The following is a 13,992-nucleotide window of genomic DNA, read 5'->3' as shown; positions in this document are numbered from 1 at the left end:
GGAGCGTCGCCGGAGCGCCGGTCGTGCCCGACGACGACTCGCCGGCGGGGCCGGCGCACGCCTCCCGCGCGGCCGCCTGGCTGCTCGACGCCCTCGGCGTCGAGCTGCCCGGCGGCCTCCTGCCGTTGGCGCTGACGCATCGCTCCTACGCCTACGAGCACGGCGGGCTGCCCACCAACGAGCGCCTGGAGTTCCTCGGCGACGCGGTGCTCGGTCTCGTGGTCACCGACGAGCTCTACCGCAGCCAGCCCGACCTGCCCGAGGGGCGGCTGGCCAAGCTGCGTGCCTCGGTGGTCAACATGACGTCGCTGGCCGGCGTCGCGCGGCGGCTGGGCGACGGCGGCCTGGGCCCGCACCTGCTGCTGGGCCGCGGCGAGGAGACCACCGGCGGCCGCGAGAAGGACTCGATCCTCGCCGACGCGCTCGAGGCGTTGATCGGCGCGACGCACCTGGGCCTCGGGCTCGGCGTCGCCGCCGACATCGTGCACCGGCTGTTCGACCCGCTGCTGGTCGAGTCGGCCACCCGCGGCGCCGGACTGGACTGGAAGACCAGCCTCCAGGAGCTGGGCGCCGCCCGCGGCCTGGGCGCCCCGGTGTACGTCGTCACCGACGAGGGCCCGCCGCACGCCAAGACGTTCACGGCAGCGGTGTCCCTGGCCGACGGCGTCCGCGGCACCGGCACCGGCCGCACGAAGAAGGCCGCCGAGCAGGAGGCCGCCGAGGCCGCCTGGCGCGCCGTCTCGGCGGAGGGGCCGACCCCGCCCGGCGGGGAGTAGCGCCGTGCCCGAGCTGCCCGAGGTCGAGGTGGTGCGGCGTGGCCTGGAGCGCTGGGTCGCCGGGCGCACCGTGGCCACCGTCGAGGTGCACCACCCGCGTGCCGTCCGCCGGCACCTCGAGGGCGCCGAGCACTTCGTGCAGGCGCTGACCGGCCGCACGCTCACCGCCGCCCACCGCCGCGGCAAGTACCTGTGGCTGCCGCTCACCGAGCCCGACGGCGCACCGTCCGGCCGGGCGATGGTGGCCCACCTCGGCATGAGCGGGCAGCTGCTGGTCGAGAAGCCCGCGCAGCCCGACGGGACCCACCTGCGCGCCCGCTTCACGTTCACCGACGGCGGCCGGGAGCTGCGCTTCGTCGACCAGCGCACGTTCGGCGGGCTGGCGGTGGAGGACGCCGACGGCGAGCGCATCCCGTCGCGGCTGGCGCACATCGCGATCGACCCGCTCGACCCCTCCTTCGACGAGGACGCGTTCAGCGCCGCGCTGCGCCGCCGGAGGACCGAGGTCAAGCGCGCGCTGCTGGACCAGACGCTGGTCGGCGGCGTCGGCAACATCTACGCCGACGAGTCGCTGTGGCGGGCCCGCCTGCACGGCACCCGGCCCACCGACCGGCTCACCCGCGCCCAGGTCGCCGACCTGCTCGACGGCGTCCGCAGCGTGCTCGGCGAGGCGCTGGCGCAGGGCGGCACCTCCTTCGACTCCCTCTACGTCGACGTCAACGGGCAGAGCGGCTACTTCTCGCGCTTCCTCGCCGTCTACGGGCAGGTGGACCGGCCCTGCCCGCGCTGCGGGACGCCGATCGTGCGGGAGTCCTTCATGAACCGGTCGAGCTACAGCTGCCCGCAGTGCCAGCCCCGTCCGCGAGCGAGGCGGTCGTGAGCGACGGCGACGCGGGCACGGTGCGGGTGCGCGCTCTGGTCAGCGGGCACGTGCAGGGTGTCGGCTACCGCTGGTTCGTGCGGGGTCTCGCCGCTGCCGCGGGGCTGTCGGGCTCGGCGCGCAACCTCCCCGACGGTGACGTCGAGGTCGAGCTGGAGGGGCCGGCCGACGCCGTCCGCACGGTCGTCGCGGCGCTCGACGGCCCCCGTGCGCCCGGGGCGGTCGCGGCGGTGGTGCAGGAGGAGCGCGCGGTGCAGGGCGGTTCCGGCTTCACGACGGCGTGACGAAGACGACATCCCCCCGACACGGCAGTGCTCCAGGGTCGCCGTTGACCTGCGTGTCCGGGGGTGTCACCCTGGGGACACCGAGCCCGCGCCGACCGACTCCCCGGGGCGCTGGGCACCCTCTCCCTGTCGAAAGGCCGCTGTCGCCATGGCCAAGGCCCTGTTCGGTTCCGTCGTATCCCCCGCGGAGCTCCGCGTCCTGGAGGAGAACGCGGTCCTGCGGGCGAGGGTGCGCCGCCTGGAGCAGGAGCTCGGCGAGCTGCGCGCGCAGCGCGACACCGCCCGCGACGCCGCCCGCGACGCCGTCATCGCCTCCCAGCTGCTCAGCATGGCCGGCGACAACGCCGAGCCCGCGCTCGCCTGACAAAGGACCCCGCTGCCCCCCACCACTCGCATGCTCGTGGCGGGACCCTGCAGCGAGGCCGCTCGCTGGGCACCTGACCAGCCCCCATGCATCTCTCCAGCCTGACGCTCAAGGGCTTCAAGTCCTTCGCGTCCGCGACGACGCTGCGCCTGGAGCCCGGCATCACCGCCGTCGTCGGGCCCAACGGCTCCGGTAAGTCCAACGTCGTCGACGCCATCGCCTGGGTGCTCGGCGAGCAGGGCGCGAAGACCCTGCGCGGCGGCAAGATGGAGGACGTCATCTTCGCCGGCACCGCCGGCCGCGCGGCCCTGGGCCGCGCCGAGGTGACCCTGACGATCGACAACGCCGACGGCGCGCTGCCGATCGACTACACCGAGGTCTCGGTCACCCGCCGCATGTACCGCTCCGGGGAGAGCGAGTACGAGATCAACGGCGACAAGGTGCGCCTGCTCGACGTCCAGGAGCTGCTCAGCGACGCCGGCATCGGCCGCGAGATGCACGTCATCGTCGGCCAGGGCCAGCTCGACGCCGTCCTCTCCGGGCGTCCCGAGGACCGCCGCGCCTTCATCGAGGAGGCCGCCGGCGTCCTCAAGCACCGCAAGCGCAAGGAGAAGGCGCTCCGCAAGCTCGACGGGATGCAGGCCAACCTCGACCGGCTCGCCGACCTCACCGCCGAGCTGCGCCGCCAGCTCAAGCCGCTGGGGCGGCAGGCCGAGGCCGCCCGCCGCGCCGCCGGTGTGCAGGCCGAGCTGCGCGACGCGCGGCTGCGGCTGCTCGCCGACGACCTCGTCGGCCTGCGCGACGCGCTCGAGAAGGACGTCGCCGACGAGACCGCCGCCCGTGCCCGCCGCGCCGTCGTCGAGGCCGAGCTGGCCGGGGCCGCGCGCCGGCAGGGCGCGCTGGAGGCCGCGCTGGCCGCGGACGCGCCGCGCCTGGGTGCGGCGCAGGACACCTGGTACCGGTTGTCGGCGCTGTCGGAGCGCTTCCGCGGTGTCACCCAGCTGGCCGCGGAGCGGCACCGCCACCTGTCGGCACCGGGCCCGGCCGGCACCGGCGGGCGCGACCCCGAGCAGCTCGAGGCCGAGGCCGACCGGGTCGCCGCCACCGAGGCCGAGCTGGCCGCCGGGCTCGAGGCCGAGCGGGGCCGGCTGGCCGCCGCCGTCGCCACCCGCGCGGAGCTCGAGGAGGCGCTGACCGCCGAGGAGCGTGCCTGGGTGGCCGCCACCCGCGCGCTCGCCGACCGCCGCGAGGGCCTCGCCCGGCTGGCGGGGAAGGTGGCCGCCGCGCGCTCCCGGGCCGCCGCCGAGCAGGCGGAGGCGGAGCGGCTGGCGCAGGCCGCCGCCGAGGCCGCTGCCCGCGCCGAGGCCGCGCAGGCCCGCCTCGACGAGCGCCGCACCGGTGTCGCCGACGCCGACGACGAGGACGTCGCGCTGGTCACCGCGCACACCGACGCCGTCACCGCGCACACCGCCGCCACCCGTGCCGTCACCGAGCTGGCCGACGCCGAGCGCGCCGCCGAGCGGGACCGCGCGTCCTGGGCCGCCCGCCGCGACACCCTGGCGCAGGGCCTGGCGCCCGCCGACGGGGCCGCCGCGGTGCTGTCCGCGGGCGCGTCGGGCGGGCTGGCCGGCGTCCTCGGGCCGGTCGCGGAGCGGATCACCGTCGCGCCCGGCGCGGAGGTCGCGCTGGCGGCGGCACTGGGTGGGCTGGCCGAGGCGGTCGTCGTCGCCGGGGTCACCGGTGCCGTCGACGCCCTGGCGCACCTGCGCGACGTCGGCGGCGGCCGCGCCGGGCTGCTGGTCACCGGCGGGCCGGACCCGCTGCCGCGCGAGGACTGGCCTGCCCTGCCCGAGGGCCTGCGCTGGGCGCTGGACCTCGTCGAGGCCCCCGAGGAGCTGCGTCCGGCGCTGTCCCGGGTGCTCGACCGCGTCGCCGTCGTCCCGACCCTCGGCGCCGCCGCCGCGCTGGTCACCGCCTCGCCCTCCGTCCGGGCGGTCACCGCCGACGGCGACGTCGTGGGTGCCGACCGGGCCGCCGGGGGGTCGGCCGACGCGCCGTCCGGGCTGGAGGTGCGCGCCCGGGTCGACGAGGCCGAGCGGGAGCTCGCCGCCGCCGTGACGCGCGCGTCCGACCTCGCCGGCCGGCTGGCCGCGGCCCGCGAGACCGCCCGCGCCCGGTCGGCCGACGTCGAGGCGGCCCTGACCGCCCGCCGGGCCGCCGACCGCACCCGCTCGCAGCTGGCCACGCAGCTCGCCGAGCTCGGCGCGGCCGCGCGGTCGGCCGCCGCCGAGGCCGAGCGCTCGGCCACCGCGCAACGGCGCGCGGAGAAGGCCCTGGAGGAGTCGGCGTCGTCGCTGGCGGAACTGGAGGCGCGGCTGGCCGAGGCCCAGGCCGCGCCCGCCGCGGAGGAGCCCGACCCCGGGCAGCGCGACCGGCTGCGGGCCGGGACCGCCGCCGCCCGGCAGGCCGAGACCGAGGCCCGGCTGGCCGTGCGCACCGCCGAGGAGCGGGCCCGCGCGCTGTCCGGCCGCGCCGACGCCCTGCGCCGCCAGGCCCGGCAGGAGCGGGCCGCCCGCGAGCGCGCGGCCGCCGCCCGCGAGGCCCGCCGGCGCGGCGCCGAGGTGGCCGCCCGCGTGCGCGCCGGCGCCGAGCAGGCGCTCACCGCGCTGGCGGCCTCCCTGGCTCGCGCCGCCGCCGAGCGCGACGAGCTGGCCCGCGAGCGCAGCGCCCGGGAGGCCGAGCTGCTGGAGGTGCGGACCCGGGTGCGCGCGGCGACGGCGGAGCTCGAGCGGCTGACCGACGAGGTGCACCGCGACGAGGTGGCCCGCGCCGAGCAGCGGCTGCGCATCGAGGCGCTGGAGGAGCGCGCTGCGGAGGAGTTCGGCGTCGACCTGCCCACCCTGCTCGCCGAGTACGGACCGGCCGCACCGGTCCCGCCGACGCCCGCGCAGGTGGCCGCCGCGGAGGCCGCCGGGGAGCCCGAGCCGGCTCCGGAGCCCTACGACCGCGCCGCGCAGGAACGCCGGGCCGCCCGCGCCGAGCGGGACCTCGCCGCCCTCGGCCGCGTCAACCCGCTGGCCCTGGAGGAGTTCGCGGCCCTGGAGGAGCGGCACACCTTCCTGGCCACCCAGCTGGAGGACCTCAAGGCCACCCGCCGGGACCTGCTCACCGTCGTCCGCGAGGTCGACGGCCGCATCCACGACGTCTTCGCCGCCGCCTTCGCCGACGTCTCCCGCGAGTTCGAGGGCGTCTTCGCCACGCTGTTCCCCGGCGGGCAGGGCCGGCTGGTGCTCACCGACCCCGCGGACATGCTCACCACGGGCGTGGAGATCGAGGCGCGGCCGCCGGGCAAGAAGGTCAAGCGGCTGTCCCTGCTCTCGGGTGGCGAGCGCTCACTGACCGCCGTCGCGCTGCTGGTGGCCATCTTCCGGGCGCGGCCCTCGCCGTTCTACGTGCTCGACGAGGTCGAGGCCGCCCTCGACGATGTCAACCTCGGCCGGCTGCTCACCCTGGTCGAGCAGCTGCGCGCGACCTCGCAGCTGATCGTCATCACCCACCAGAAGCGCACGATGGAGATCGCCGACGCGCTCTACGGCGTGAGCATGCGCGGCGACGGCATCACCGGCGTGATCAGCCAGCGGCTGCGCGAGCCGGACCCGGCCTGAGCTACGACCGGCCGTCCACCGCGCGGACGAACGCGGCCACCACCGGACGGCGGTCCGAGCGCCGCCAGGCCAGCGCCATCACCGCCGGTGCCAGGCCCTCCACCGGCCGGCACACGATCCCGGGGCGCGCGTAGAGGTCGGCGTTGCCGGCGGCGAGCAGCACCACGCCCAGTCCCGAGGCCACCGCCTCGAACACCGCGTCCGGGGTGTCGGCGACGGCGCCCACGACCGGCGGCCGGCCCCCGCGGTCGGCGACGGCCAGCCAGGCGTCGCGCAGCGGCCCGGCGGAGTCGGGCAGGGCGATGAACGGCTCGTCGAGGAGGTCGGCGAGGACGACGCGCGGCGCCCCGGCCAGGCGGTGGTCGGAGGGCAGCGCGACGACGCGCTCCTCCCGGGCCACGGGCAGCACGTCGGCGTCGTCCATGGGCAGCGGCAGCCAGACGAAGGCGACGTCGCTGCTGCCGTCGGCGAGCCCGGCCGTGGGGTCGCGCCAGTCGACCTGCCGCAGCACCGGGACGGTGCCCGGCGAGAGCTCGGCGAAGCGGGCGAGTGCCCGGCGCTGCAGGCCGCGGCCCACCGCGGTCTGCATGCCGACGACCAGCCGCCCGGCCGGGACGGTCGCCAGCGCGGCCGCGAGACCCCGCTCCCAGGCGGCCACCGCCTCCCGTGCCGGCCCGAGCAGCGCCCGCCCGGCCTCGGTCAGCGCCACCCCGCGCGGCAGCCGCTCGAGCAGCGGCACGCCCAGCCGGCGCTCCAGCGCCTGCAGCTGCCGCGACAGTGCGGGCTGGGCGAGGAACAGCCGCTGCGCGGCCCGGGTGACGCTCTGCTCCTCCGCGACGGCCACCAGTGCCCGCAGCTCCCGCAGGTGCACGTCCACGGCCGGACGGTATGCCTCCCGGGCATGACAGCCGGCATTGGTCGGCGCCCGGGTCGCCGCCGGAGGGTGGGTCCGACGCACCGGCGACCAGGAGGACCAGACGGATGACCGACGCCCCGCTGCCCACCCGCACCCTCGGCGACCTGGAGGTGCCCTCGGTCGGGTTCGGCGCGATGGTGCTCAGCCCCGGCATGTACGGGGAGGTCGACGAGGACCGCGCCCGGCAGGCCCTGCACGCCGCCCTCGACGCGGGTGCCACCTTCGTCGACACCAGCGACGGCTACGGGCCCGACGGGCACAACGAGCGGCTGGTCGGCCGCGCGGTGCGCGACCGCCGCGACGAGGTCGTGCTGGCGACGAAGTTCGGCTTCCGCGTCCCCGAGGGCGCACCGGCGCACCGCTTCCCGGTCGGCTACGCCCACGGCGAGCTCGCCGTCAACGCCGACCCGCGGCACGTGCGCGCCTACGCCGAGCAGAGCCTGCGGGAGCTCGGCACCGACCGCATCGACCTGTACTACCCGCACTTCCCCGACCCGGAGGTGCCGCTGGCCGACACGGTCGGCGCGGTCGCCGAGCTCGTCGACGCCGGGCTGGTGCGCCACCTCGGGCTGTCCAACGTCACCGCGGCACAGGTCCGCGAGGCCCGTGCGGTGCACCCGGTCGCGGCCGTGCAGACCGAGTGGTCGATGTGGCGGCCGGCCGACCCGGAGCTGCTGGCGACCGCGCGGGAGCTCGGGATCGGCGTCGTGGCCTGGTCCCCGCTGGGCGGCGGGTTCCTCACCGGCACGGTGACCGCCCTCGGCGAGGGCGACTTCCGGCACAACGCGCCCCGCTTCGCCGGGGAGGCGCTGGCCCGCAACAACGACCGCTACGCGCCGGTGCGGGCGCTGGCCACCGGGCTCGGGCTGGCACCCGGGCAGCTCGCGCTGGCCTGGCTGCTCGCGCAGGACCCGCACGTGGTCCCGATCCCCGGCAGCCGGACGCCGGCCCACGTGGTCGAGAACACGGAGGCGGCCCGGATCGTCCTCGGCGAGGAGACCCTGCGGCGGGTCGACGAGGCCCTGGCCGCCTTCGAGCCCGAGGGCGGCACCCTCCTCTGACCCCTGAGGCATGGGAAGCGATGCCCACGTCCTCGCTCCCAGGACGTGGGGAGAGCTTCCCATGCCTCGTCAGACCCCCGAGGGGACCAGCAGGTCGACGGCGAGCGGCAGGTGGTCCGACGCCCCGGCGTCGTCGAGCACGCGGGCCCCGGCCACGGTGATCCCCGGGGTGACCCACACCTGGTCGATGCGCACGTGCGGCGACCGCGCCGGGTGGGTCAGGCCCTCCTCGCGCTGCCAGAACCGCCAGCGGGCCTGGTCGTCGCGCTCGGGGGCCAGCTCCCACGCGTCGGCGAAGTCGGCGCGCAGCGCGGCCAGCTCCGGGGCGTCGGGGGCGGCGTTGAGGTCGCCGACGACGACCCCGGTGGCCATCGGCTCGGTGTGCAGGGCCCGCAGCACGGCCACCTGCTCGGCGCGCTCGGCCGGCGACCGGGTGGTCAGGTGGGTGGTCGTCACCCACAGCGCGCCGCCGTCGAGCTCGACGAGGGTGCGCAGGGCGCTGCGCGGCTCCCCGCTCCCGGGCAGCGGGTGCACGTCGCTGATCAGGACGGGCAGCCGGGACAGCAGCGCGTTGCCGTACTGCTTGCGCCGGTCGTCGCCGGGGCGCTGCTCGTCGATGGCCGGGCCCCACGCCAGTTGCATGTCCAGGGCGCGGGAGAGCAGCAGCGCCTGGTCGACGTCCTCGCTGCGGTCGCCGAAGTGCCGGTCGACCTCCTGCAGGCAGATCACGTCGGCGTCGGCCGCGGCGAGCACCTTGGCCAGGCGGGGCAGGTCGTGGCGGCGGTCGCTGCCCACGCCGTGGTGGACGTTGAAGGTCACCAGGCGGACGGGGATGGGCGGCTGGTCGGGTCCGGGGGCCGGCTTGACGCCGTGGGGATCCGTCACCCGGTCAGCCTGCCACCCCCTACGCCGGCGCCGCCGCCGGGACGGGGTCGGCCAGCGGGAGGTCGAGCACCTGCTGCAGGCACTCGTCGCCGTCGGGGCGGTGGTCGCTCACGTGCAGGACGAAGCGAGCCTGCCGGCCCTCGAGCACCAGCTCGCCCACCTGGTTGCCGAAGAACGGCCCCGCCGCCTTGGCCCACTCCACCGACGGCGGGCGCACCCGCGCGGCCCGGGCGATCGCGCCGGTGAACCGCTTCGCCCACCGGCTCCAGCCGATGCGGAACCCCACGCGGATGGGGTGCGGCGCCTGGTTGTGCAGCGGGGAGACGGTGAGCTGGTGCACCCGGCCGTCCAGGTCGCCGGGTGAGACGACCTCGGCGGCGTAGGCGTGGTGCACGTCGCCGGAGAGGACCAGCGCCGTCGCCGGCGCCCGGCCGTGCTCGCCGCGGGCCACGGCCAGCAGCGCGGCGCCCAGCCGGTCGAAGCTGTGCCCGAACGCCGCCCAGTGCTCCAGGTCGGCGGCCTGCCGCAGCGCCTCGGCGGCCCGGCCGAGCGGCCCGCCCTCGTGGCGCACCGCGAGTGCCTCGTCGACGCGCTCGATGGAGTCGATGGCGTGGGGGAGCAGCCAGGGCAGTGACGTGCCGACCAGCAGGTGGCAGACGCCGTCGTCGACGGCCTGCCGCATCTGCTCCTCGATCCAGGCGAACTCCTCGTCGTCGACCATCCGGCGCGCCTGCTCCTCCAGCACCCGGCCGGCCCGGCTGTCGACCATCAGCAGCCGCGCGTCGCCCCAGTGGCGGACGTAGCTCCAGCGCACCGTCCGCGGGTCGCGGTCGGCGGCGAGGGCCATCTCGCGCAGCAGCGGCTCGGCGTCGGCGTCCTCGGGCAGCGCGCGCACCGCCTGCCAGGTGGTGTTCTCGGCCAGCTCGGCGGGGGAGAGGTTGCCCAGGTGCTGGTAGACGAAGTAGCTGGCCAGCCCGCCGGCGATCCGCTCGTGCCACCAGCCGGTCGCGGTGACCCGGCGGCGCCAGGCCGCGGAGGTGTTCCAGTCGTCGATCATCTCGTGGTCGTCGAACACCATCGACGAGGGGATCGTCGACAGCAGCCAGCGGACCTGGGGGTCGGTCCAGGACTCGGCGTAGAGGCGGGTGTACTCCTCGTAGTTGCGCGTCTGCGCGTCCTCGGGCACGCCCTCGCCGCGGCGGACCCGCAGCCACGACCGGGTCGCGGGCGTCAGCTCGTCGGCGTAGACCTGGTCACCGAGCAGCACCAGCGCGTCGGGCCACTCGTCCTCGGGGAGCCGCGTGACGCGCTCGGCGTAGGCGTCGAGGGCGTCCGGCGGGATCCCCTCGTCGACGTCGACGGTGGTCGGCGCGGCGTACCGGCAGGAGCCGAACGCCAGGCGGAACGGACCGGGCCGGCCGGGCGTGCGGATGCGGCCGGCCGGGAACGGCGAGCTCTCCTCCGGCCACACCCGGACGCCGTCGGTGCCGTCGGTCGAGAGGCGCACCTCGTAGGGCGTACTGCTGCCGGGCTCGAGCCCCTCGACGACGACGAGGGCGTACCAGTGGCGGCCGACCCGGAAGGTGCGCGCGCGGCGCCCCAGGACCTCGACGGTGCACGGGCGGTCGGTCTCCACCCACACGGTCGCCGACACGGGGTCGACGTGCCGCAGCAGGGGGCCGATGAGCAGGGTGGGGGCGTCTTCCCCGGGAGGCGGCATGGGTCCAGCGTGGCCCACCGACCCGGGTATCGCCCAGAGGCAGCCGTGCGCGGGCTGGGAGACTGACCGGCATGGAGTTCGTGCTGATCGCCATCGCCCTCGTGCTGGTGGCCCTGGTCGCCGGGGTGGGCCTGCTGGTCGGCCGGGGCCGGCGGACCACCCGCCTCGACGACGACGCGGTCTCCGGCACCACGCTCACCCGCCCGCGCCCGCCGAGTGCCCCGGCCGCGCCCCCGGAGGACCGGCCGGCCGGGGCCACCGCGTCCGGGCAGGGCCTGGCCCCGGTCGAGCCCGTCGCGCCCGGGACGCCGCCGGTCGACCTGCCGCCCGCGGTCGCCGCCCCGGACGTCGTCTTCGAGACCCCGCCGCCGTCGGCCGGTCGGCTGGTGCGGCTGCGCTCCCGGCTGGCCCGCTCGCAGTCCTCGCTGGGCCGTGGCCTGCTCACCGTGCTCGCCCGCGAGCGGCTGACCGAGGACGACTGGGAGGAGGTGGAGGAGACCCTCCTGGCCGCCGACGTCGGCGTCGCGGCGACCACGCAGATCGTCGAGCGGCTGCGGACCCAGTCGCTGGTGCTCGCCACCGCCACGCCCGCCGACCTGCGTGCGCTGCTGGTCCGGGAGCTGACCGCCGTGCTCGGGCCCGACCTCGACCGCACGCTCGGCACCGACCGCCGCGAGGGCCGGCCCGGCGTCGTCCTCGTGGTCGGCGTCAACGGCGCGGGCAAGACGACGACGGTCGGCAAGATCGCCCGCGTGCTGGTCGGGGACGGCCGCAGCGTCGTCCTCGGCGCCGCCGACACCTTCCGCGCCGCCGCCGCCGACCAGCTCGAGACCTGGGGCGAGCGGGTCGGGGTGATGACCGTGCGCGGCCGCGAGGGCGCCGACCCGGCATCGGTGGCCTTCGAGGCGGTGCGCACCGGCGTCGAGGCCGAGGTCGACACCGTCGTCGTCGACACCGCCGGGCGGCTGCACACGAAGTCCGGCCTCATGGACGAGCTGGGCAAGATCAAGCGGGTCGTGGAGAAGCAGTCCCCGGTCACCGAGACGCTGCTGGTCCTCGACGCCACCACCGGGCAGAACGGCATCGTCCAGGCACGGGTGTTCACCCAGGCCGTCGACGTCACCGGGGTGGTGCTCACCAAGCTCGACGGCACCGCCAAGGGCGGCATCGTCGTCTCGGTGCAGCGCGAGCTCGGCATCCCGGTGAAGCTGATCGGGCTGGGGGAGGGCGCCGACGACCTCGCGCCGTTCGAGCCGGAGGCCTTCGCCGAGGGCCTGGTCGGCGCGGCGGACCAGTGACGGCCGCCGGCCCGGGAGTCCGCGACGGACTGCCCGGCACGTGGGACCGGATCGCCGGCCCGGGCGCGGGGGCCGCCGCGAACGCCGGCAGCCTCGGGCTCGGGCTGGCCGGGGCCGTCCTCGCGCCGGCCCTGGCGCGCGGGGGCGTGCCGGCGGCCGGGCCCGCGGTGCTGCGCCTGCTCGCCCTGGACCTGTGGGGCGGGGCCTGGTGCAACAACACCCCGGCGGCGGCGCGCTGGTACCACCGCCCCGGTCAGGGGGCCCGGGAGCACCTCGCCTTCTCGGCGGCCCACCTGCACCCCGTCGTGCTGGCCTGGATCGACGGGGCGGGGCTCGACGCCGGTCCGCGCACGGGCCGGTCGCGGCTCCGCTGGGCCGCGGCGCTGTACGGCTACCTGCTGGCGTCCACCGCGGTGCTCACGGCCACCGGCGACCGCCGCAGGCGGCGCGTCCTCGGCCTGCTCACGACGGCCGGCGGGGTGCTGCTGGACCGGGCGCTGGGCCCCTCGGAGGCCGCGCCGTGGTTCGGGCCGGTGTTCTTCGCCAAGCTCCTCGCCGGGCACGCGGCGGGCGCCGCGCTGCTGCCCCGCGACCCGCTCGCCCGCCCGGCCGGGGACGCTCAGGGAACGGTGCGCGGGTCGAACCCGTAGGGCAGCTCCAGCCGGTGTGCGGCCAGCAGGTCGGCGTCGGCGAGCACCTCGCGGGTCGGGCCGTCGGCGACCACGACGCCGCCGTCGAGCACCACCGAGCGCGGGCACAGCTGCAGGGCGTAGGGCAGGTCGTGGGTGACCATCAGCATCGTCACCGGCAGGCCCGCGAGGACCTCGGCGAGCTCGCGGCGGCCGGCCGGGTCGAGGTTGGACGACGGCTCGTCGAGCACCAGCACCTCGGGGTGCATCGACAGCACCGTGGCGACGGCGACGCGGCGGCGCTGGCCGAAGGACAGGTGGTGCGGCGGGCGGTCGGCCGAGCCCGCCATGCCCACCTGCCGCAGCGCCTCGTCCACGCGGGCGGCCACCTCCGGCTCGGGCAGGCCGAGGTTGCGCGGGCCGAACGCGACGTCCTCCCCGACGGTGGGCATGAACAGCTGGTCGTCGGGGTCCTGGAAGACGATCCCGACCCGGCGGCGGACCTCGGTGAGGTGGCGCTTCTGCACGGGCAGCCCGGCCACGCTGACCCGGCCGCGGCCACCGGTGAGGATGCCGTTGAGGTGCAGCACCAGCGTCGTCTTGCCGGCGCCGTTGGGGCCCAGCAGCGCCACCCGCTCGCCGCGCTCGACCCGCAGGTCCACGCCGAACAGCGCCTGGTGCCCGTCGGGGTAGGCGAACGCCAGGTCCTCCACGAGGAGGGAGGGGTCGGCGGTCACGCTCCGAGCATCCCCGCCGCCAGCACCGCGCCGGCGGCGAGGGGCAGCGCCAGGCCGGTCAGCCACGCCCGCGCGGGCACGGCGACGGCGGGCCCGGTGGGCAGCCGGCCGTCGCCGCCGCGCGCCAGCATCGCCAGGTGCACCCGCTCACCGCGTTCGTAGGAGCGGACGAACAGCGCGCCCGCGGTACCCGCGACCACCCGCAGCGCCCCCGGCCCGCGGCCGCGGAACCCCCGCGACTCGCGCGCCACCCGCATCCGCCGCAGCTCACCGGTGACGACGTCGGCGTACCGGACCATGAAGGACAGGATCTGCACCAGCACCGCCGGCAGCCGCAGCCGCTGCAGGCCGCGCACGAGGTCCTGCGGCGTGGTCGTGGCGGCGAGCACGGTGGCCGCGAGCACCGACAGCGTGGCCTTGGCCAGCAGCCCGCCCGCCGCGACCAGGCCGCCCTCCGACAGCGACAGGCCCAGCACCTCGACCCGCGGCCCGCGCGCGACCAGCGGCAGCAGCAGCGCGAACACGACGAAGGGCACCTCGACCACCAGCCCGCGGGCCAGCCGGGCGGCCGGGACGCGGGCGAGTGCCGCCGCGGCCAGCACGAGGACGGCGTACCCGGCGTAGGCCGGGGCCCAGGCGGTGCGCACCGGCGTCGCGACGACGACCAGCGCGAACCCGACGACGGCGACCAGCGAGACGTGCGCCGGCAGCCGGTGGACGACGCTGTCCCGCGCGACGTAGGCCGAGCCCAGCGGGCCGCCGTGCCCGGCCCCCACG

General features: G+C 77.4%; 13 protein-coding genes. 8 read left to right on the top strand and 5 right to left on the bottom strand.

Going from position 1 to position 13,992, the window contains the following annotated elements; translation table 11 throughout:
• Positions 1–23: 23 nt before the first annotated feature.
• The 5 genes from rnc to smc all read left to right on the top strand — a co-directional run bounded on the left by rnc (position 24) and on the right by smc (position 5,969).
• Positions 24–776: a ribonuclease III gene (gene rnc, locus BM165_RS14610; RefSeq protein WP_075014539.1), complete on the top strand. Its 753-nt coding sequence runs from the start codon at positions 24–26 to the stop codon at positions 774–776.
• A 4-nt stretch (positions 777–780) separates the two neighbouring features.
• The gene (gene mutM, locus BM165_RS14605) at positions 781–1,656 is read left to right on the top strand and encodes a bifunctional DNA-formamidopyrimidine glycosylase/DNA-(apurinic or apyrimidinic site) lyase (RefSeq protein WP_075014295.1); all 876 of its coding nucleotides are present in this window, start codon (positions 781–783) and stop codon (positions 1,654–1,656) included.
• The gene (locus BM165_RS14600; RefSeq protein ID WP_143108174.1) at positions 1,653–1,940 is read left to right on the top strand and encodes an acylphosphatase; all 288 of its coding nucleotides are present in this window, start codon (positions 1,653–1,655) and stop codon (positions 1,938–1,940) included. Before mutM ends, BM165_RS14600 begins: the two co-directional genes overlap by 4 nt.
• 148 nt (positions 1,941–2,088) lie before the next feature.
• Positions 2,089–2,304 carry a hypothetical protein gene (locus tag BM165_RS14595; RefSeq protein WP_075014293.1) on the top strand — a complete coding sequence of 72 codons (216 nt, stop codon included), beginning with the start codon at positions 2,089–2,091 and terminating at the stop codon, positions 2,302–2,304.
• Positions 2,305–2,390: 86 nt separating this feature from the next.
• Positions 2,391–5,969: a chromosome segregation protein SMC gene (gene smc, locus BM165_RS14590; RefSeq protein WP_075014292.1), complete on the top strand. Its 3,579-nt coding sequence runs from the start codon at positions 2,391–2,393 to the stop codon at positions 5,967–5,969.
• A 1-nt stretch (position 5,970) separates the two neighbouring features.
• Here smc and BM165_RS14585 read toward each other — a convergent pair whose 3' ends face one another.
• The gene (locus tag BM165_RS14585) at positions 5,971–6,846 is read right to left on the bottom strand and encodes a LysR family transcriptional regulator (RefSeq protein ID WP_075014291.1); all 876 of its coding nucleotides are present in this window, start codon (positions 6,844–6,846) and stop codon (positions 5,971–5,973) included.
• Positions 6,847–6,950: 104 nt separating this feature from the next.
• On the opposite strand from BM165_RS14585, the gene BM165_RS14580 reads away from it, so the two are divergent.
• Entirely contained in the window at positions 6,951–7,946 is a 996-nt protein-coding gene (locus BM165_RS14580) for an aldo/keto reductase (RefSeq protein ID WP_075014290.1), read from the top strand.
• 69 nt (positions 7,947–8,015) lie between these two features.
• On the opposite strand, the gene BM165_RS14575 is transcribed toward BM165_RS14580, so the two are convergent.
• Both BM165_RS14575 and BM165_RS14570 read right to left on the bottom strand, forming a co-directional pair.
• Positions 8,016–8,831: an endonuclease/exonuclease/phosphatase family protein gene (locus tag BM165_RS14575; RefSeq protein ID WP_075014289.1), complete on the bottom strand. Its 816-nt coding sequence runs from the start codon at positions 8,829–8,831 to the stop codon at positions 8,016–8,018.
• A gap of 19 nt (positions 8,832–8,850) precedes the next feature.
• A complete protein-coding gene (locus tag BM165_RS14570; RefSeq protein ID WP_075014288.1) occupies positions 8,851–10,551 on the bottom strand; it encodes an alkaline phosphatase D family protein in 1,701 nt (566 codons plus the stop codon).
• Between the two features lie 71 nt (positions 10,552–10,622).
• Here BM165_RS14570 and ftsY point away from each other — a divergent pair, with 71 nt between their 5' ends.
• Both ftsY and BM165_RS14560 read left to right on the top strand, forming a co-directional pair.
• On the top strand, positions 10,623–11,849 hold the full coding sequence (gene ftsY, locus BM165_RS14565; RefSeq protein ID WP_075014287.1) for a signal recognition particle-docking protein FtsY: 1,227 nt from the start codon (positions 10,623–10,625) through the stop codon (positions 11,847–11,849).
• Positions 11,846–12,499: a hypothetical protein gene (locus BM165_RS14560; RefSeq protein WP_075014286.1), complete on the top strand. Its 654-nt coding sequence runs from the start codon at positions 11,846–11,848 to the stop codon at positions 12,497–12,499. The genes ftsY and BM165_RS14560 overlap by 4 nt, the downstream gene beginning before the upstream one ends.
• Here the strand turns inward: BM165_RS14560 and BM165_RS14555 are convergent.
• A complete protein-coding gene (locus BM165_RS14555; protein WP_075014285.1) occupies positions 12,469–13,215 on the bottom strand; it encodes an energy-coupling factor ABC transporter ATP-binding protein in 747 nt (248 codons plus the stop codon). The two genes, BM165_RS14560 and BM165_RS14555, sit on opposite strands and share 31 nt — an antisense overlap.
• The gene (gene cbiQ / locus BM165_RS14550) at positions 13,212–13,991 is read right to left on the bottom strand and encodes a cobalt ECF transporter T component CbiQ (protein ID WP_075014284.1); all 780 of its coding nucleotides are present in this window, start codon (positions 13,989–13,991) and stop codon (positions 13,212–13,214) included. Before cbiQ ends, BM165_RS14555 begins: the two co-directional genes overlap by 4 nt.
• Between the last annotated feature and the right edge of the window lies 1 nt (position 13,992).

Source organism: Geodermatophilus obscurus (assembly GCF_900115395.1).
In the GTDB taxonomy this organism is placed as follows: domain Bacteria; phylum Actinomycetota; class Actinomycetes; order Mycobacteriales; family Geodermatophilaceae; genus Geodermatophilus; species Geodermatophilus obscurus_B.
Note: the sequence above shows the minus strand (reverse complement) of the source record. Positions and strands in the feature narration are given on the sequence as shown.